The following is an 18,198-nucleotide window of genomic DNA, read 5'->3' on the forward strand; positions in this document are numbered from 1 at the left end:
ATTCCTTTTTTTATAAACAAGCCTAAAGGTCTTTCATCCTTTTTAATGTGTAGAGAAAGTATTGCCAATTATTGATCGTCGAGGGGATGCTGAGATGTTCTTCAGGTGTATGGACGGAAAACATATCCGGCCCGATCGAAACGGCATCCAATCCTGGTATCTTATCGATGAACACCCCACATTCAATCCCTGCATGCACAGCGATGACTTCAATTTCTGCTTCATATTTCTCTTTATATGTTTCTTCAAATAATTTCTTCAGTTTCGATCCAGGATGATAGGGCCATTCCGGATAGTCCGCGTCAATCAATAGGTCGCAGCCGAGCATGTCTGCAATTGCCTTTGCCTGGGTGACCATAAGATATTTGATGCTCTTGATCGAACTCCTGATTTCACTCTCGAATATCATTTCGGCGTCATTCGTGGTTACGACCCCTAGATTCGTCGAGCTTTCGACCAATCCCGTTATTCCCATGCTCATCCCTTGGACACCGTGGGGAATGATCAATAGTGAGGAAATGGCTTTAGCCGCCGTCTCCTTGGAAAAAACGTACCCGGAAATCGGTTCGCTCCGTTCAAACTCGATCAACACTTCAGGATCGGAGGATTGCAGTTCGTTTTTGAACGTTTCGTCCCATTGGCGGATTTTCTCCCTTACCTGATGCTCATCCTCTAATTGAAGCAGGATGCCTGCCTCCGCTTCGCGCGGGATGGCATTCCCTTTCAGTCCGCCGTTCATTTGCTGTATGTAGCAAGGGGACTCCAGCTCTACATCCTGTAATACTCTTCCCAGAAGCTTATTGGCATTTCCTCTTTCCTTATCGATCGATATACCGGAATGTCCGCCCTTCAGTCCTTTTATCCTGATACTGTAGGCAGCTGCATCCTTCGGGGCGGCTTCCCGCATAATCGGGAGGACTTGCCTGACGCGGATTCCTCCTGCGCTGCTGACCAGCAGCTTTCCATCTTCCTCCGAATCGATATTGATCAGCATTTTTCCTTTGAAATGGGCCGGATCAACGGCAAGGGCCCCGTTCATCGTCGTTTCTTCTTCGGTCGTTATCACGATTTCAAGCTCAGGGTGCGGGATATCTTTTGCATCCAGGAGAGCTAATGCATAGGCCACCGCAATGCCATTATCGGCACCTAAGGTTGTATCCGTCGCATACAGCATGTCCCCCATGACCCGTAATTGAAGCGGATCTTTCTCGAAATCATGAAGGGTCCCTTTGTTCTTTTCGCAAACCATATCCATATGCCCTTGGATGATGACGGCAGGTGCGCTTTCATACCCTAGTGTGGCGGGCTTTTTAATGATCACATTCAGGGCTTCATCCTGAACAGACTCAAGACCCCTGTCCTTCGCAAAGCGGATCAGGTAATCACTGATTTCCTTTTCATTCCCCGAACCTCGCGGGATTTTTGAAATCTCTGCAAAATAATGAAACACAGGATGATCCGTTAATTCTTCCAACGTTCGATACATGAAAAGCACCCTTTCATTTAACAGATTTATATAGCTTGTGACCTTTACTTCCTTTCCCAGGCAGGATCGTAACTACTGTTGAGAAAAACGGATAAAGGCGGTATCCCAAGTAAACACCGAGCATGTTCAGGATAAGATCATCCACATCCAAGCTTCCGCGCCGGAGCACCAGCTGGCTGATCTCGATGATGGAAATCAAGATGAAAGGATAAAGGAATCTCGTTAAGACTGTCATCTGCTTCCCTTTCCTCGACAGCAAGTACAGCCCGAACGGAATGAAGAGTCCGACATTCGCGGTAAGGTTATAAAATGACACAAGTCCGGCACTCTCATTCGATGCGTAAGCTAAAATGGTTGAAAACGGGATCGGATTATAGGAATAAACCTGTCCATTTGGCCGAAAAAACAACAACACCAATAGAGAAAAGCTATAGCCTGCAAAGATGGCCTGCCATAAAAACCGCCGGACCTGGAGCACTTCTCCGCGAAAATAAAGGATGGCGAACGAAACGGCCATAAGGATACAAAACCAGACAACCACGATTGCCAAAGGATGCAAATATAAGGAAAGCTTGAGAAACAAAGGCAAGCCGCACAGAAACAACGCTTGCGACAGGAAAAAGGAAAATAGGACCGATTTTAGTGACATATACCTTCATCCTCCTTCCAAATCATACCTATCTTTTTATCCTAGGGCATCTCCGCGAGCCCGTCAACAGCCTAAACGATGGCCCGCTTTCCTTCCACTTCGACCTTGATTTCGGTGAGGTAGTTTTCATAGCCTTTTACCGAGACTTCATCCAAAATGTACTCTTCGTAGGCAAACGATTTGATGTTCAGGTTTTCATGTTCCATGAAGCGAATGATTTTTTCATAGGTTTCCGAAATATGCTCATAGCTTCCCTTATGGTAGGCAACGACATACAGTCCCTTCGGTTTTGCATGGAAGGCAAGCGGATCCGCTGCCGCGATTCCTTTCGTGTACAGAAATGAGTAATTATCATGATCTCCGCCAATGATCTTTTCCTTGCTTATCATTGCCCCTATCGGGAATCCGCTATAAAATTCATTTTCATGACAGAAATCGAGGAAGTCCGAAGTTGCTTTCAAGAATTCGGCATCAGAGGAATTCAGGATGGAGCCGCTAAGATAGAGCCACTCTTCCTCCTCGGGCCTCAAGGTGATTTGGGAGTCATCGATACATAACGCTTTTTCAGTGAGGGATATTTTCGTTTCGATGATTTTCTGCATCCGATGAAGGTTTTTGATCTTTTTTTCCAATTCCAGCGACTTTTCTTTGAAAAGCTCGATCAATCCAATAGGTGACCGGTTGGTAAGGAACCATTTAATCTCCTTCAAGGGCATATTGAATTCCTTCAATAATGAAATGACCGAAAAAACTTCGAACTGCTGATACGAATAATATCGGTACCCCATTTCGTTTTTGATATCGGGCGTCAGAAGCCCAATTTCATCATAATGGATGAGCGTTTGTTTCTTGACATTGCATAATTTGGCGAATTCACCGGTAGTGAAATATTTTCCTATATTTAACTCGGACATTTTGATCTCTCCTCTTGACTATATGGTAACCAGATAGCTTACGGTAATAGTATATCATCAGAATAAAACATCTAAATGAGGAAGGAAATTATATGACAGTCCATATTAAAGAAGTCACGAACGAAAATAGAGCGGAGATTTTGAAGCTGCACATCCATGAAAGGCAAAGGTCATTTATCGAAACGGCCGCGCAATGTTTGCAGGACGCTTCGGAATGTAAGTATTACAGACCTGTCGGGCTTTATACGGATGATACCTTGGTCGGTTTTGCGATGTATGGCTTCTTCCCCGGCGAAGGGGAAAATGGCCGGGTTTGGCTCGATCGTTTTTTCATTGACGCCAAGCATCAGGGACAAGGCCTTGGAACCATCCTGCTCGAGGCTTTGATCGAACGGTTAACCATGGAGTATGAATGCCCCGAGGTCTATTTGAGCATAGTCGAAGAGAATCAGGCTGCTTCTCACTTGTATAGGAAATTCGGCTTTGCCTTCAATGGCGAGGCAGATGGCAACAATGAAAGAGTCATGGTCAAGAAAATATAAGCATGGAAGAAACATGCGAAAAAAATGGGGCTGTCTTATAAGTCCTTAATAGAAAAAGGTGAAGAAAAACGGATCGTTTTTCTTCACCTTTTTTGAAATCCAACTACCCTCAATAGATTATGAACCAAAGCTACAATGCCATGTCTTATTTATATTTCACTTTAATATAAGGAGCACCTACAGCATATGCGGTATTTGAATAATACGTATTTATAACCTTTCCAGTAGGGCTTTTTACTACATGCTTAAATCTTTTGAAAGTAATGTCTGACCAAACACCTAATCTACTATATTTTTTTGAATTAGCTGGGATGGTAGCAGAAACTGATGTATTATGAGAAACACTAACCCCCACATTATACCCACTATAACTATAAGAACCTGAAATCGTATAAGATTTCCCACGAGAGATAGTATAGCTGCTAGCTTTAATCCAAGCATTTGTAAGAGGATGATAGTTCACCCACTTTTCTTTAGTTGTATTAGTAGTAATAGTAGTAGTTGTAGTTTTATTGCACGTTGCGCATCTAGGAACAATTTTAATCATTTGGCTATTTAAATAAGCATTATAATCTTCTACGGTATCAAAAAACACGAAGGTCCCATCGTCTTTTGTTAAGCTATATGGAGTATCAACTGTTAATTCTACATTAACTCCTTCAATATCAAAAACGGAATCGGCTCCTTTTTCTGCTGAAACTTTTGATAGGTTCACAGATCCGATTAATAAAATAAATAGACTGAAAAGACTAAGAAGTTAAATCTCCCCCTTTTTTCCTATATTTTCTATATAATATTATTATACTTTTTTAAAAAATAATACAAATTAACCAAATGGAGGTAAAATAATGAAATTATTAACCGGTACTCTAGCATTATCCGTTTCTTTTATACTATTTATTTATTTATATGGTTTAAAGGCTGATTCTTCTATTAAATACAATGCAACATTTTATACTTTTCCCGCACTTCTATTTTTTATAGCATTATTTTGTTTTGTATCATTGATGGTGAACAACAACAAAGACTGAAAGAAAATAAAAATGTTTAGGCTAAAAAGGGCGTCAATTAGGCCGATTTCGACTTTTTGACGCCCCTTCTTTAAAATCAAGAATGCTGATTTAACTGCATTCTTGATTTTTTTCTCGTTCATAAAGCACGGTATCTTTTCAAGCTGATGATATTGATCGTTATGAACACGGCCGAAAATGCCACGAGGACGATCAAATCCACATATACATCAGCGAAAGAAAAACCTTTATACATGATGCCGTTCATCGCATCCGATGCGTAATAAAGCGGCATGATCTTGCCGATTTTTTGAAGCCAGTCCGCCATGCCATCCAAGGGGAATATCCCTGTGAAGAAAACCTGCGGTACGATGACGAGCGGGATGAATTGCACCATCTGGAATTCGGAGGTGGCAAAACTGGACAGCAGCGTGCCAAGCGACAAGGCCACGAGTGCAACAAGGATGTTCGTCACCAACACGAGCCATAAGGAGCCTACGAGCACGATATCCAGCACATTGACGGCATAGAGGACGACGATGATCGTCTGGACGAGCGCAAATGAACCATAGCCGATCACATAGCCAGCGACGATTTCATAACGCTTGATCGGCGTGGCCAGCAGCCGCTCCAGGGTGCCGCTTGTTCGCTCCTTCAAAAGCGCGATGCCCGCTATCAGAAACACGAAGAAAAAAACGAAAAAGCTCACGAGCATCGGGCTGAAGGTGTCAAAGCCCTTTGTATCTGCATGGCCATACACATAGTGCGAATCAATGGAAGGGATTTTGCTTGCATGCCCCTCAAGCCCCAGCATCAGCTGCATTTGAACCGCTTTTGCGCGTGAGGGTTCATCGTTCAATAGCGTCAGCTCCATCTTTCCATGCTCAACGTGTAACCAGCCGTCGGTATCGGTAGCGATCATCTTTTTCCGTGAAAAGTCTTCAGCTGCCTTTACTTGAAAATCGGCTTGCTTCAACGACGCAACGGTCGGTTGATCGCTGCCGGTTACGACGATTTTCAGCTCACTTGCCTCCGTGCCAAAAATGAAGTACATGAGCGTCAAGATGAGCAAGGGAGCGAGGAAAAATAAAGCGAGGGTCCTTCGATCACGGCGCAGCTGCTGGATGATTCGCGTAACGAGAGAGAAAATCCGCATTACCGGCCGCCTCCGATCTGTAAAAAAACATCATCGAGCGATTCGGCGGCATATTGTCCTTTTAAAGCGCCAGGCGTCCCCGAAGCGATGATCGCTCCCTCACGCAGCATCGCCAGTTCATCGCAGCGTTCCGCCTCATCCATGACATGCGTCGTGATCACGATCGTCTTGCGCTCTTCATCCCTTAGCCGCTCAAGCTCCTGCCAGATGGTCCGTTTCAGCCTGGGATCGATCCCCACCGTCGGTTCATCCAATATGAGGATTTCGGGATTTTGAATCAGGGCAATCGCCAAAGACAAACGGCGCTTCATCCCACCGGAATAATGTGCAACCCAGGTGTTCAAATCATTCGTTAAGCCGACGATTTCGGCTGCATATCGTATTCGCTCGCTTCTTTCCTTTTTGGATAAATGGTACAGCTTCGCAAAAAAATCAAGGTTTTCTGCGCCAGTCAGCTCTGCATATAGTGCATCGGATTGTGCCATATAGCCGATTTCCATTAATAATGCTTCATTTGGCACCCTCATGCCTAGAACCGTAACGCTGCCGGCATCCGGCTTAATCAAGCCGGCAATCATCTTGATCAAGGTCGTCTTTCCGCAGCCGGAAGGGCCCAGCAAGCCAAAAATACCGCCTTTTTCGATCGTGAGGTCCAAGGGCTGAATGACCCTTTTATGTTGAAAGCCCTTGGCGATTCCTTCCATGACAATCGCATGTTTCATCGAACGCACTCCCTTCCCTTTTAATTAACACGGTGTTGAATGTATCATCATTCTAAGGTAGCATGAGTTTCAATACAATAAACACATTTGGAAAAAATGTTCAGTGAAGGAGAATTTCAAGTGGCATCAATTCATGAAGAAATGGGACAAAAAACGAAAGCGCATATCCAGCATCACTTCATTGCACTTATTGAAGCAGAAGGATTCGCTCATGTGTCCGTGAAGAAAATTGCCGAGCGGGCGAGCATCAATCGAGGCACCTTTTATCTTCATTATGCTGATAAATATGAACTGATGGATCAATTACAACGACAATTGCTGGAGGAACTCCAAGCACGCATTTCCGAGATCTTGCCGAAAGAGGCACTCCTTGCGCTTCACCAACAGCAGCTATATCCGCCATTCGTTGCCATTTTTCAATTCATCGGTGAGAATGCCCGTCCATTAAGGGCCATCCTTGGTGATCAGGGAGATCCTTCTTTTGCGAAGAAAATGAAGCGTGTATTCGGCGAAGTCCTCTTGGCCCGCTTAATCAGCCAGCATCCAGCTGCCCAAGATGAAGAATTTCGAAAATATATGCATGCCTTTTTGACATCTGCAATTTTAGGGGTGATCCAGGAATGGCTGGAAAATTGTGAGGAACAGCCAGCGGAGGAAATGGCAAAAATACATTTTCAAATCTTGAACTTCATCAGCCAATTACGCACATTCATTCAGTAAAGGGAAAAAGTTGCAAGAATCGTTTGATCACGCCTGTTCATACTAAAGCTAGGGCCGTGCTGGAGGCGGCAAGTCTGAATGTACCAATCTCGAAAAGGAGACACACCATCCGATACGACACCCCGGGCCATCCCGCTGGATACTTCCGGTGTTCCCATGCACGTTTATTCCACGCAAAAAACCCATTGAAGAACAACGGGCTTGAAAGCGAAACAAGATATGGATTTGTCGGCTCGGCGTCCATCCATGAATGCCGTAAGGAACGTGGCGATTGTCACCTTTGAGAAAAAAATTTCAACAAAGGATTCTTTTTCTTATCGGTTATTCTTAACTCATTCATGATGATTTGATCCTCATGATCGGCTATCCATTTTCTCAATGCATCTTTATCCTGACATTGGGTTAAATAAGTCTGGCCACCCTTGCCTGTCGCATTGATAACATATCGATTGAACGTCTTCTCCATAATTGCCCGCCTTTTTTGTAAAATGTGTTTGATTTTGTTTAGGATTTCCCAAGAAGTACGATTATATATATTGTCTTTATCCGGATTTTTGTATGAATCGAACCTATCATAATGTGCTAACTAATATTTGTCAATACGTTTGGGAAATGTAAATGAAATGTTAATTTTCAGTTTTGTAGGAGCCTCGTAATTTACGTGATTAAGGATTGATGCGGAAATTGATCGAGGGTTTATGGCTAAGCCGAAAAAAACAAAAAAGACCGCCATATGGCAGTCCTTGTCCTTCATAACCATACGGGAGCACTGAATCCGAAGCCCTTGGCTTTTTTCTGTATGTATTATTTTATCGTATTGATCGCTTGGGCTAAAGTCGCTTTGACCGTCACCTTGTCAAAAGGCAATTGAAGCTTGACGGCTTTCATCGCGATTTCCGGCTGCAGTCCCGAAAGCGAGGTATGGATTCCGATCAGATTCAAGGATTCGATCAATTGGGACAGCTGATGAGCGGATACTTCGTCTATCGCGTGAACGCCTGATAAGTCGATGAAAAGCCTTGTGACACTTTTTTCGGCACACTGCTGTAATGTGCTTTCAAGCAGGGACATGCCCCTCGCCGTGTCGAAGTTGCCAATCAGCGGGAGTAACGCTGTATGATCATCAAGCGATATGATCGGCGAACTCAATTCATCGATCGTTTGCTGCTGGGCCTTCATTATTTTGTTGGAATATCGATGGTTCGCCTCAGTGAACCTTTCCATCACCTCACTGAACACCTTGACCACGATGCGGTACCAGGAGTTTATTTCCGCCTGAGTATATTCCCCTTCATGCAACGCAACGAATTGCTCGATATAATCAAGGTATTGAAGCTGCGTCCGGAAAAACTCCCGTAATATAAAATAAATCGGGGTGTTTAAATGCTCTTCATCTTGACCGATATCGTCAATCCATTCTTCAAGAAGGTCAAAGAATTGACATTCCTCTAACGTGAAAATCTTGAAGAATTGTACGTGAAATTGATGATTTTGCTGTTTCAGCCTTTCAATAACTCGAGGATCGAGTGAGCTATATACCCCAATCTGATCATTTTTATTCAATGTTGCATACCAATCCTCCGTCAGTTGTGTCGCTTTATCTAATAAAAAGGAATATAGTTCTCTATTTCTATGCATAAACGTCTCCACCTATTTATTTAATATGAACCTTCCAATCACTTGGACTAACCTTATTACGGATAAGCAAGTTAGCAGCCTTCTTTCCATATACCTTTTCAGCCGCTTTTGAAACCATGCAACCACTGATTTTTCTTGAAAAAGGATGAACATTGAATACTTTCTTTCTTTCATTCTAGTACATAATTTGAAAAAGCATCGCTTCATTTTTATAGTTTACCATTTTTATTTTTAGTTAACAATTACACCGGAACGCAAAAAAAGACCTGCTTCAAGGTCTTCGGTTCGGCAGACCTATTACTTGGTGAGGCCATCGGTAAGACTAAGGATCCCGTCATAGCATCTCTCATAATTCGAAATTCAACGCATCTTATCGTTTGTTAATTAGATCACATTTTCTCATAATTTTCATTTTCGAATGATTCCTGCCTCCATTTTCACTGAGAAATGGATAAAATATCTTGTGCACATTACCTTGACTGTCATAGTAATTTACATTATGATATACCAAAGGAGGTGAGGATTTGATTCAACGCAAACTTTCCTCAGACCTGCTTCGCGGACATGTGGATACGATGATTCTAAAGCTTCTGCAAAGCGGCGATAAGTATGGCTACGAAATCAGCAAACTGATATATGTGAGTTCGAATGAGCAATACGAAATAAAGGAAGCGACCATGTATTCCAGCTTAAAACGTCTGGAAAAGGACGGATGCATCCTCTCTTATTGGGGAGATGCTACCCAAGGCGGCAGAAGGAAATATTATAAAATCACTCCGCTTGGGGAAGACACCTATCGGCAAAATAAAAATGACTGGGAGCAGGCGAAGCAAATTCTTGAACGCCTGCTGTAAGAAAGGATGATGAAAGGTGATTGAGAAACTGCATGCGCATGTTCATGGCATTTTTGCTCCCTATCAAAACGCAAAAACGGCAAAGGAATTGGAAGAAGAGCTGCTGCAAAACCTGCTTGAAAAATATAATGATCATAAAAGGAAGGGTGCAAGCGAAGAGGAGGCGTATAAGCTAACCGTCGACTCAATAGGCGAAGTATCGGAGCTCGTGGATGCCCTCAATCTTCAATATAATGAGCTTGAACAGGCGATAAAGATGGATTATTCCAAACAACGCTTATTGGATTCCGACTTCCGTTCGGTTTCCGTGCATGATGGAAAATTCAATTCGTGCGACTTAAGCCGCTCTGATTTCAGCCATTCAGACCTGACTGGCAGTACATTCAAAAGCACGAACTTAAGTAATTGCATCTTTGAAAACGTCAACTTAACAAGCACCTTATTTAAAAGTGCCAATTTAAAAGGCGTGACCCTCAAAAACAATAATTATAATAAAACCCACTTCAAAGGCTGTAATCTAACAGGGCTCATTTTTGATGGCGAATCTTTCAACCAAACCGTTTTCGAGGGTTGTTCCTTGAAAAAGGCATCTTTCCGCGATGCCACTCTCACCAATGTTCAGTTCCGGATGTCCGATTTAAAGAAAATCGACTTTACTGGAGCCGCCATGGATAAACTCACGTACATCTTTTTGAATGGAGCAAAGGTTGATCTTAGCGGCGTAACCATCATCTAAACTCGCAACCGCCCCTTTTACTTGATGAAAAACCCCTTTGCCAAGACATGAGGCTTTTTGGCAGAGGGGTTATACAGTTTTGGATGCCTTCCATTTCATTGGTGCCCAAAAGCAAAGGGCTTCGGAATATTTTCATTCCGAAGCCCTTTTGTCGTTTAGTTCATCTTTGCGATTTATGCCAGGTCCACGCACTTTCAATGATTTGTTCCAAATTAATGGATGCTTTCCAGCCTAGGTCTTCATAAATTTTATTGGCGGAAGCGACTAGCCGTGCTGGGTCTCCAGGGCGGCGGTCTGCATACTCAATGTTCGGTGTCACACCTGTGACTTTTTCGCATGTGTCGATCACATCTTTAACCGAAAACCCTTTTCCGTTCCCCAGATTGTAGGTTGCCGTATCCTTCTTCCCGGATAATAGGGCTTGAAGCGCATTGATATGGGCTTTAGCTAGATCGGTTACATGAATATAATCGCGGATGCATGTGCCATCCGGCGTGTCATAGTCTGTACCAAACACGGAAATCTTCTCACGCTGACCTAATAAATGCTGCAAAATGATCGGGATGAGATGCGTTTCCGGATCGTGGCTTTCACCAATTTCCGCGGATTCATGTGCCCCGGCTGCATTGAAGTAGCGCAAAACAACATAATGAAGGCCATACGCTTGTGCGAAGTCGCCCAGAATCTGCTCGACCATCAATTTTGAGCGTCCGTATGGGTTGATAGGATCAGTTGGCTGATCCTCATCGATCATATCGACATTAGGAATCCCATAAGTAGCGGCAGTGGAAGAAAAAATGAAATTCTTCACATCATGCTTGAGCATGGTATTCAATAATGTAAGAGTTGCCCCGACATTGTTTTCATAGTATTTATATGGGTCTTGTACTGACTCCCCAACCAAGCTATTTGCTGCGAAATGCATGACTGCTTCTATCGGGTATTTGCTGAATATTTCATTCAAGACCGCTTCGTCCCCTAAATTCCCTTCCACCAAGATGGCCTTCGGATCAACCAATGAACGAAAACCGGTGGAAAGATTATCGAGAATGACAACCTCTTTTTCACTTACTAATTCCTTCACAAGATGACTTCCGATATAGCCTGCGCCGCCAACGACCAAAATCACATTACATTTCCCCTTTCGTAACTGCCTTCTTTGCACCGATCTCTGGATCGGATATCAATGCCTCATTTAACAAGAAACGCATACGTAAATATTACAGGCATTTCTTGAAGGTTTCCATGGCCAATGCATTATATTGATGGTAATCAAATTTCTCCGGTTTGGATTCTTCATGATTAGCCATCTTCGTTACCCCTTTTTCAAGTCCATTTATGCTATTTTCAACAAGCAACCCATATTTACCATTTTCCAGAACGGTCCGGTTCGCGACGATATTCGCCATGATACCTAACCACACTAAAGGATCATGAGCCTGATTTAGGAGGGCGATAATTTGAAAAAAGCCTAGAATAACCGGCTTTTTTGCTTTGGATCCTATATAGAGGTCTATTTGGTTGCTGCCCTGTGCATCTTGAGTATATTTTCCATTTCTTTAATGATGTCGTCTCTTAAATCAGGGCGTTGCAGGGCGAATTCGATGGTCGTTTTCACGAATCCATCCACTACTCCGACATCATAGCGCTTCCCTTCAAAATCGTAGGCGAATACTTTCTGGATCTCATTCAATTTTTGGATGGCATCCGTCAACTGAATTTCGCCGCCGGCACCTGTTTCTTGCTTAGCCAAGAAATCGAATATTTCCGGAGTCAGGATATATCTTCCCATGATGGCCAAATTGGAAGGCGCCGTTCCTTGTTTCGGCTTTTCAACGAAACGATTCACTTCGTATCTTCTGCCTTCCTGTGTAACCGGGTCAATTACGCCATACCGATGGGTTTCGTTCTCATCCACTGGCTGCACTCCGATGATGGACGAGCCGGTTGCATCGTATTCATTAATCAATTGACGTAATGAAGGCACATCGCTTTGTACGATGTCATCACCTAAAAGGACGGCAAATGGTTCATCACCGATAAAGTTGCGTGCACACCAAACAGCATGTCCAAGGCCTTTAGGTTCTTTTTGCCTGATGTAATGGATATTGGCTAGGTTAGAGGGATATTGCACTTTCTCCAATAAATCGAATTTTTCTTTTTCCCGCAGGTTGTTCTCTAGCTCATAGGCGTTATCGAAATGATCTTCGATCGCACGTTTATTCTTCCCTGTGACAATGATGATATCTTCAATTCCAGATTTCACTGCTTCTTCTATAATATATTGAATAGTCGGCTTGTCCACTATTGGCAGCATTTCTTTAGGCATTGCCTTCGTAGCAGGCAAAAATCTAGTTCCTAATCCTGCTGCAGGTATAATCGCCTTTTTAACTTTTTTCATGCTTTTGTAGCTCCTTTGTTATAACTTTTTAAACCGGTCCATAGTTTTCCGTATACCATATTCATAGTAACATAGACTCGTTTTTTGTAAATATTTTCTTAAATATAAAGTACTGACACGTTTACATATTATATACTAATTTCTTTTAAATTTAAAATGCAATAAAATCCACTTTCAACCATTTTTATATATAAAGTAACTACTTCCATTTCATGCATGATGCAAAAAGGCCTTTCCCGGAAAGGATTTCGGGAAAAGGCCTCATTTCTTCTTCATTATATGGCTGCATTACCCGCCATTTATGATTTCATTGATTTTCTCCATAAAGGCATTCATCACATGCTTCAGTTTCCGTTCCGCTTCTTCCAGCTTTTCAGCTTGGATGCCGAAGTAGAATTTGATTTTCGGTTCAGTCCCCGATGGCCGTAAGCAGACCCAAGTACCATCTTCAAGGAAATACTTGATTACGTTTGATTTTGGTAAATCGATCACTTCCTCGGTATCAGTGCCCATCGCAAGCTTCATGCCACTTTGATAATCCTCCTGGACCACGACAGCTTTACCGGCAATGTGCTTTGGAGGATCCTGGCGGAATCGATCGAGAATCGCCTGGATTTGCCCGGCACCTTCGATTCCCTTTAGTGTCAAGGATTGAAGGCCCTCCAAGTAATATCCGTACCTGTCAAAGATTTCGATCAGTCCTTCATATAAATCCATGCCTTGCTTTTTATAGTAGGCACAAACCTCAACCGCAAGGATGGCTGCCTGGATTGCATCTTTATCACGGGCAAATTCCTTAATTAAATAGCCATAACTTTCTTCATACCCGAATAGGAAGGTGTGCTGCCCGCTCTCCTTATATTCATTGATCTTTTCGGAGATGAATTTAAAACCGGTCAAAACATCAACGGTCTCCAATCCATATTCCTTCGCGATCGTCCGGCCGATTTCCGATGTCACGATCGTTTTTAAAACCACGCCATTTTTTGGTAATGTCCCTTTTGCTTGCTTTTCTCTTAAAAGGTAATCCAAAATGAGTGCACCGGTTTGATTGCCTGTAAGCACGACATATTCGCCAGCTTTATTTTTAACCGCGATTCCAAGTCGATCCGCATCAGGATCGGTAGCGATCAGCAGATCGGCAGATACATCATTCCCCAATTCAATCGCCATTTCAAATGCTGCATGCTCTTCAGGGTTCGGAGAGTTGACTGTCGAAAAATTGGGATCGGGCAGTTCCTGCTCTTTTACCACGTGTACCTTGTTGTATCCCAGATCATGCAACGCCCGCCTGACCGATTTATTTGCCGTACCATGAAGCGGCGTGAATACGACCGTCACATCCACTTGTTCACTTAAGCTTTTGTTTTCAGGTACAGTCAGTAATTTTTCATTATAGGCAGCATCTATTTCTTCACCGATCATCTCAATCAGCCCGTGCGCCTTCAAGGTCGCTTCATCCTTCACCGATATCGTTAATTCATTTTCAATCGCATCGACGTATCCAATCACCTTATCCGCCGTTGCTGGCGGGAGTTGGGCGCCATCCGGCCCATACACCTTATAGCCATTATATTCTGGTGGATTATGGCTGGCCGTGATCACGATTCCGGCATAAGCATTCAGCTCACGAACGGCAAAGGATAGCTCTGGCGTTGGCCTTAACTCATCGAATAGATAAGCCTTTATCCCTTGGGTGGCCAAGGTCTTGGCCGCCTCCAAGGCAAATTCGGGGGACTTGAAGCGTGAGTCATACGCAATGGCCACACCTCTGTCTTTTGCTTCATCCCCGATTTCCTGGAGATAATGCGCCAATCCCAATGTCGCTTTGCGAACTGTGTACAGATTCATCCGGTTCGTGCCTGCACCGATTTCCCCGCGCATGCCGCCTGTGCCGAATTCCAGGTTCTTGTAAAACGCATCTTCTGCTTTTTTTTCATCATCTTGCATTTTTGTAAGCAATACCTTCATTTCCTCATCAAGGCCTTCGAAATTCACCCATGAGTTGTAAGAACCTTCCCAATTCATATTCACATAGTCCTTCTTTCTTTCCTATTAACGATAATTAATTCCTATAAAAATACGATTAGAGCAGCATATAGGACTTTCTTCGCTAATTATCAGCAATAATTGTACAACAGTCAATATTTACAACAGAAAAACGGTTCGGACAGATGAGAAGGTCGATTTGATGGAGGGGACGGATTAATTGATGAGCAGGTTGAATGGATTCTTGCGGGCGTACATTGTTCATGAATTACCAGCAACTTGGGCCCCGCCCCTGTCCCAAAGCTAAAGCCGGGAGACAGAAGCGCGCCAGCAAGTCCGTTGAATTATTCCGCTTCGCCGACAACGGTAAAACGTCGATTGATGTGCTGTGGATTTTCAATTTCGTCAAGTACGGCAATGGCGAAATCAGCATAACTTACATAGCTTTCACCTTTTGAATTGACGAGCAAATTGTCTTTGCCTAGTACATACTGACCTGTTTTCGTGCCTTGCGGATCAAAGAAGGCGGAAGGACTGATGAACGTCCATTGAATGCCGCTTGCTTGCTCTAAATCTTCCAGATTCTTGGATTGATTAAACGCTGTGGCATAGTATTCTTTAGGAAATTCAGGCGTATCCAGCACGCGGGTCGTTTTCTCCTCGTCAACGAAAAGGCTTCCGGCACCGCCGACAACGACCAATTTAGTTTGAGGCGTGCCTTTGATGGCTTCAATTAGGATCTTACCTGCCTCCACATGCAAATGCTCTTTTCCTGGTGCTGCACCAAAGGCATTCACAACCACATCGAACTGCTTCAAATCATCCTTCTGGATGTCGAATACGTCCTTAACCAATATGGATACCGCTTGATCACGGACTTTGGCTTCATCCCTGACCACTGCCGTCACTTCATGTCCCCTAGCCCTCGCTTCTTCTAAAATCAAGCTTCCAGCTTTTCCGCTTGCACCTATGATCGCTATTTTCATTCTATATTCCTCCTATGAATAGTTAGTTAAAAAAAGTAAATGTAATCAATTATGTTACATGTAATAATATAAGTTACAGGTTGTACTTTTGTCAAATCTATTTCGAATGTTCGAAGATATATTTGGATTTTCGCTCATATTTTGCGCTTTTTCGATGATCTATATCAATATTCGCTGATATTTTGCCGACTTTCGTCGATCTTTTTGGAGTTCGATGATATTTTGCTGAGATTCGTCGAGATATTTGGAATTTTGCTGATATGTTGCGCACTTTCGTCGATATATTGCTCTTTTTCGAAGATATATTTGGAGTCTCGATCATATATTGCGCTTGTTCGAAGATATATATCAATATTCGCTGATATGTTGCGCACTTTCGTCGATATATTGCGCTTTTTGAAAGATATATACAAATTTCGCTGATATTTTTGCCGACTTTCGTCGATATGAATGGAGTTTCGCTGTTTTAGTTCCTGTTTCCGGTATAAAAACGCACCATTCCGTGTGAAACATGTCCACAAAGAATGGTGCGCTTTTTATGCTGCTGTTTCGTTCTTGCGATTGCCGTTCATTAGCAAGAACATGCAGATTGTGATGAGGGTGAAGGCCATGAAGGCCAAGAACGGAATAGTGATGAATCCTAACCAGTTGATATAATCGACGGAGCATGGGACTCCGCTTTGGCACATTTCGAATTGCTGCAGGGCCGGGATCTTTTGCAGGCAATAGTGATACCCCGAAACAAGCATCCCCAAGATGGACAAGGGGAGGATGTACCGGTGGATTCTCAGGTCTTGCTCATAAAAGGCGCGACCTAATAATATGACGAGCGGGTACATCAAGATTCTTTGGTACCAGCAAAAGGTACAGGGTACATAATGCAGGATTTCACTAAAATAAAGGCTTCCAGCCGTGGCGATGATGGATACGATCCAAGCGGATAATAGCGGCTTGTTCATCGTCTATTTCTCCTTCGCTGCTTCATCAACCATTTTCTTCAAATCATCCATCGTATTGCCTTCAAATTTCTTGCCATTGACGAATAAGGATGGTGTGCCGGATACAGCCAGTTCTTCGGCAGTCTTCATATCTTTATTCCAGTGTTCTTCGGAGTTGCCTTCTTTAAAGGAAGCAACCACCTTTTTCACATCAGCTTCATTGGCGATTTCCTTCAAGGTTTTTTCCAAAAATTCATCCGTGAAAATGTCTTCTTTTTCATATTTATGGTCATCGGGCTGTTTACTGAATAACAGCTCATGGAATTTCCAGAAGGTTTCATTTCCTAATTCCTGATAAACACTCTCAGCAAATTTGGCGGATCTAATGGAATCGACGTTGATGAACGAATAATTCATGAAATAAAATTGCGCTTTTCCAGTATCGACCAGCTCACTTTTAATGGCTGGAAAGAAATTTTCCTCGAATGTTTTGCATACGGGACATTTATAATCACCAAATTCAACAATTTGTACAGGGGCCGATTTTTCTCCTATATAAGGCTGTGATTTATAATCCATTTCATGTACGGCTGCTGTATCCTCTTTTTTACCGTTTGCCAAGAAAATGAACCCGATAATGATTACAGCGACCAACCCGATGATCCAAAACGTGAATGCGGAAGATTGTTTTTGTTTTTTATTTTTATTATTAGACATCATGAACCTCCATAGCTATTATAGTTGTTTAAAATTCCTTATACAGAGGTCCCTCGGACTCCATTAAGGCTGATTTCAGTTCCCCCTTCCCGTTTGCCTTATACCTGTAACTGCTTTATTTACACGTTATAATATAAGTTTCACCATAATGGTTTGTCAATTTAACATACCTATTATTTATGGCTGCGATTGTGATTACTTATCATTATAACTTGTAACCACTTGAATTACATGTTAAATAATTTATACTATATTAGGAAACAGGATTTTAAAGGAGAGAACCAGATGTCCATAAGCACCCGTTTTTCTGTAGGGATCCATATATTATCTCTTTTAGAAATTAATAAAGAAGGCGTCAATACGTCTGATTATATTGCCAAAAGTGTCAACACGAATCCGGCCTTAATCCGGAAAATCACCGGTATGCTCAAGACTGCAGGTTTGGTGAATGTCAGGCCTGGCATTGCTGGATCGACATTGGCCAAGGAGCTGTCCGATATTACTTTACTCGATGTTTATCACGCTGTTAACGTGACGCACGATAAGGAGCTATTTGGCATCCATGACAATCCAAACCCAGCATGTCCTGTGGGAAGGAATATACAGAGTGCGATAGAGCCGCTCTTTTCAGTTGCTGAGCTTGCCTTGGAAAAGGCGTTGGGCGCAGTTACGATCGAGGATGTCGTCAAGGAGATCATTGAAAAGGATAAGCAAGGCAAAAACACATGAGGCGGACTCAT

Annotated in this window: 21 protein-coding genes; 6 read left to right on the forward strand and 15 right to left on the reverse strand. The window is 42.9% G+C overall.

The genetic code is table 11. The features are described from left to right. Positions 1-22 precede the first annotated feature (22 nt). The 3 genes from QNI08_RS20760 to QNI08_RS20770 all read right to left on the reverse strand — a co-directional run bounded on the left by QNI08_RS20760 (position 23) and on the right by QNI08_RS20770 (position 3,049). Positions 23-1,486 (reverse strand): aminoacyl-histidine dipeptidase, encoded by a 1,464-nt coding sequence (locus QNI08_RS20760; RefSeq protein WP_285769258.1) that lies wholly within the window; start codon positions 1,484-1,486, stop codon positions 23-25. A gap of 13 nt (positions 1,487-1,499) precedes the next feature. Next, entirely contained in the window at positions 1,500-2,135 is a 636-nt protein-coding gene (locus QNI08_RS20765; RefSeq protein ID WP_285769259.1) for a VanZ family protein, read from the reverse strand. Positions 2,136-2,206: 71 nt separating this feature from the next. Beyond that, on the reverse strand, positions 2,207-3,049 hold the full coding sequence (locus QNI08_RS20770) for a MerR family transcriptional regulator (RefSeq protein WP_285769260.1): 843 nt from the start codon (positions 3,047-3,049) through the stop codon (positions 2,207-2,209). Between the two features lie 92 nt (positions 3,050-3,141). On the opposite strand from QNI08_RS20770, the gene QNI08_RS20775 reads away from it, so the two are divergent. Further along, on the forward strand, positions 3,142-3,591 hold the full coding sequence (locus QNI08_RS20775; protein WP_285769261.1) for a GNAT family N-acetyltransferase: 450 nt from the start codon (positions 3,142-3,144) through the stop codon (positions 3,589-3,591). 145 nt (positions 3,592-3,736) lie between these two features. On the opposite strand, the gene QNI08_RS20780 is transcribed toward QNI08_RS20775, so the two are convergent. After that, positions 3,737-4,306, reverse strand: coding sequence for a hypothetical protein (locus QNI08_RS20780; protein WP_285769262.1), 570 nt, complete (start codon positions 4,304-4,306; stop codon positions 3,737-3,739). 133 nt (positions 4,307-4,439) lie between these two features. On the opposite strand from QNI08_RS20780, the gene QNI08_RS20785 reads away from it, so the two are divergent. Next, complete coding sequence (locus tag QNI08_RS20785) at positions 4,440-4,622, forward strand: hypothetical protein (RefSeq protein ID WP_285769263.1); 183 nt, start codon at positions 4,440-4,442, stop codon at positions 4,620-4,622. A gap of 118 nt (positions 4,623-4,740) precedes the next feature. Here QNI08_RS20785 and QNI08_RS20790 read toward each other — a convergent pair whose 3' ends face one another. Continuing rightward, positions 4,741-5,757, reverse strand: coding sequence for an ABC transporter permease (locus tag QNI08_RS20790; RefSeq protein ID WP_285769264.1), 1,017 nt, complete (start codon positions 5,755-5,757; stop codon positions 4,741-4,743). Next, positions 5,757-6,479: an ABC transporter ATP-binding protein gene (locus tag QNI08_RS20795; protein ID WP_285769265.1), complete on the reverse strand. Its 723-nt coding sequence runs from the start codon at positions 6,477-6,479 to the stop codon at positions 5,757-5,759. Before QNI08_RS20795 ends, QNI08_RS20790 begins: the two co-directional genes overlap by 1 nt. Positions 6,480-6,599: 120 nt before the next feature. Here QNI08_RS20795 and QNI08_RS20800 point away from each other — a divergent pair, with 120 nt between their 5' ends. Then, positions 6,600-7,199: a TetR/AcrR family transcriptional regulator gene (locus tag QNI08_RS20800; RefSeq protein WP_285769266.1), complete on the forward strand. Its 600-nt coding sequence runs from the start codon at positions 6,600-6,602 to the stop codon at positions 7,197-7,199. A 274-nt stretch (positions 7,200-7,473) separates the two neighbouring features. Here the strand turns inward: QNI08_RS20800 and QNI08_RS20805 are convergent, their stop codons facing one another. Both QNI08_RS20805 and QNI08_RS20810 read right to left on the reverse strand, forming a co-directional pair. Next, entirely contained in the window at positions 7,474-7,665 is a 192-nt protein-coding gene (locus QNI08_RS20805; RefSeq protein ID WP_061142725.1) for a hypothetical protein, read from the reverse strand. A 338-nt stretch (positions 7,666-8,003) separates the two neighbouring features. Beyond that, on the reverse strand, positions 8,004-8,837 hold the full coding sequence (locus QNI08_RS20810; protein WP_285769267.1) for an STAS domain-containing protein: 834 nt from the start codon (positions 8,835-8,837) through the stop codon (positions 8,004-8,006). A 575-nt stretch (positions 8,838-9,412) separates the two neighbouring features. On the opposite strand from QNI08_RS20810, the gene QNI08_RS20815 reads away from it, so the two are divergent. Together QNI08_RS20815 and QNI08_RS20820 are read left to right on the forward strand one after the other, a co-directional pair. Then, entirely contained in the window at positions 9,413-9,691 is a 279-nt protein-coding gene (locus QNI08_RS20815) for a PadR family transcriptional regulator (RefSeq protein WP_483313803.1), read from the forward strand. Between the two features lie 16 nt (positions 9,692-9,707). Continuing rightward, the gene (locus tag QNI08_RS20820) at positions 9,708-10,427 is read left to right on the forward strand and encodes a pentapeptide repeat-containing protein (protein ID WP_285769269.1); all 720 of its coding nucleotides are present in this window, start codon (positions 9,708-9,710) and stop codon (positions 10,425-10,427) included. A 160-nt stretch (positions 10,428-10,587) separates the two neighbouring features. Here QNI08_RS20820 and galE read toward each other — a convergent pair whose 3' ends face one another. The 7 genes from galE to QNI08_RS20855 all read right to left on the reverse strand — a co-directional run bounded on the left by galE (position 10,588) and on the right by QNI08_RS20855 (position 17,458). Beyond that, complete coding sequence (gene galE, locus QNI08_RS20825) at positions 10,588-11,556, reverse strand: UDP-glucose 4-epimerase GalE (protein WP_285769270.1); 969 nt, start codon at positions 11,554-11,556, stop codon at positions 10,588-10,590. Positions 11,557-11,647: 91 nt separating this feature from the next. Next, a complete protein-coding gene (locus tag QNI08_RS20830) occupies positions 11,648-11,836 on the reverse strand; it encodes a hypothetical protein (RefSeq protein WP_285769271.1) in 189 nt (62 codons plus the stop codon). 104 nt (positions 11,837-11,940) lie between these two features. Then, entirely contained in the window at positions 11,941-12,828 is an 888-nt protein-coding gene (galU, locus tag QNI08_RS20835; protein WP_285769272.1) for a UTP--glucose-1-phosphate uridylyltransferase GalU, read from the reverse strand. A 288-nt stretch (positions 12,829-13,116) separates the two neighbouring features. Next, the gene (locus QNI08_RS20840; RefSeq protein WP_285769291.1) at positions 13,117-14,856 is read right to left on the reverse strand and encodes a phospho-sugar mutase; all 1,740 of its coding nucleotides are present in this window, start codon (positions 14,854-14,856) and stop codon (positions 13,117-13,119) included. 305 nt (positions 14,857-15,161) lie between these two features. Beyond that, entirely contained in the window at positions 15,162-15,803 is a 642-nt protein-coding gene (locus QNI08_RS20845; protein ID WP_285769273.1) for an NAD(P)-dependent oxidoreductase, read from the reverse strand. A 536-nt stretch (positions 15,804-16,339) separates the two neighbouring features. Next, a complete protein-coding gene (locus QNI08_RS20850; protein ID WP_285769274.1) occupies positions 16,340-16,762 on the reverse strand; it encodes a disulfide oxidoreductase in 423 nt (140 codons plus the stop codon). A 3-nt stretch (positions 16,763-16,765) separates the two neighbouring features. Next, entirely contained in the window at positions 16,766-17,458 is a 693-nt protein-coding gene (locus QNI08_RS20855) for a DsbA family protein (protein ID WP_352231231.1), read from the reverse strand. A 285-nt stretch (positions 17,459-17,743) separates the two neighbouring features. On the opposite strand from QNI08_RS20855, the gene QNI08_RS20860 reads away from it, so the two are divergent. Continuing rightward, positions 17,744-18,187: an Rrf2 family transcriptional regulator gene (locus QNI08_RS20860; RefSeq protein WP_285769276.1), complete on the forward strand. Its 444-nt coding sequence runs from the start codon at positions 17,744-17,746 to the stop codon at positions 18,185-18,187. Positions 18,188-18,198 lie beyond the last annotated feature (11 nt).

It is taken from the genome of Peribacillus folii, from assembly GCF_030271255.1.
GTDB lineage: Bacteria > Bacillota > Bacilli > Bacillales > DSM-1321 > Peribacillus.

What these genes read in the sequence shown, in the direction of transcription:
- QNI08_RS20760 (WP_285769258.1), bottom strand. Translation starts at nt 1,486, where the DNA reads ATGTATCGAACGTTGGAAGAATTAACGGATCATCCTGTGTTTCATTAT.
- QNI08_RS20765 (WP_285769259.1), bottom strand. Translation starts at nt 2,135, where the DNA reads ATGTCACTAAAATCGGTCCTATTTTCCTTTTTCCTGTCGCAAGCGTTG.
- QNI08_RS20770 (WP_285769260.1), bottom strand. Translation starts at nt 3,049, where the DNA reads ATGTCCGAGTTAAATATAGGAAAATATTTCACTACCGGTGAATTCGCC.
- QNI08_RS20775 (WP_285769261.1), top strand. Translation starts at nt 3,142, where the DNA reads ATGACAGTCCATATTAAAGAAGTCACGAACGAAAATAGAGCGGAGATT.
- QNI08_RS20785 (WP_285769263.1), top strand. Translation starts at nt 4,440, where the DNA reads ATGAAATTATTAACCGGTACTCTAGCATTATCCGTTTCTTTTATACTA.
- QNI08_RS20790 (WP_285769264.1), bottom strand. Translation starts at nt 5,757, where the DNA reads ATGCGGATTTTCTCTCTCGTTACGCGAATCATCCAGCAGCTGCGCCGT.
- QNI08_RS20795 (WP_285769265.1), bottom strand. Translation starts at nt 6,479, where the DNA reads ATGAAACATGCGATTGTCATGGAAGGAATCGCCAAGGGCTTTCAACAT.
- QNI08_RS20805 (WP_061142725.1), bottom strand. Translation starts at nt 7,665, where the DNA reads ATGGAGAAGACGTTCAATCGATATGTTATCAATGCGACAGGCAAGGGT.
- QNI08_RS20810 (WP_285769267.1), bottom strand. Translation starts at nt 8,837, where the DNA reads ATGCATAGAAATAGAGAACTATATTCCTTTTTATTAGATAAAGCGACA.
- QNI08_RS20815 (WP_483313803.1), top strand. Translation starts at nt 9,413, where the DNA reads ATGATTCTAAAGCTTCTGCAAAGCGGCGATAAGTATGGCTACGAAATC.
- QNI08_RS20830 (WP_285769271.1), bottom strand. Translation starts at nt 11,836, where the DNA reads ATGGCGAATATCGTCGCGAACCGGACCGTTCTGGAAAATGGTAAATAT.
- galU (WP_285769272.1), bottom strand. Translation starts at nt 12,828, where the DNA reads ATGAAAAAAGTTAAAAAGGCGATTATACCTGCAGCAGGATTAGGAACT.
- QNI08_RS20840 (WP_285769291.1), bottom strand. Translation starts at nt 14,856, where the DNA reads ATGAATTGGGAAGGTTCTTACAACTCATGGGTGAATTTCGAAGGCCTT.
- QNI08_RS20845 (WP_285769273.1), bottom strand. Translation starts at nt 15,803, where the DNA reads ATGAAAATAGCGATCATAGGTGCAAGCGGAAAAGCTGGAAGCTTGATT.
- QNI08_RS20850 (WP_285769274.1), bottom strand. Translation starts at nt 16,762, where the DNA reads ATGAACAAGCCGCTATTATCCGCTTGGATCGTATCCATCATCGCCACG.
- QNI08_RS20855 (WP_352231231.1), bottom strand. Translation starts at nt 17,458, where the DNA reads ATGTCTAATAATAAAAATAAAAAACAAAAACAATCTTCCGCATTCACG.
- QNI08_RS20860 (WP_285769276.1), top strand. Translation starts at nt 17,744, where the DNA reads ATGTCCATAAGCACCCGTTTTTCTGTAGGGATCCATATATTATCTCTT.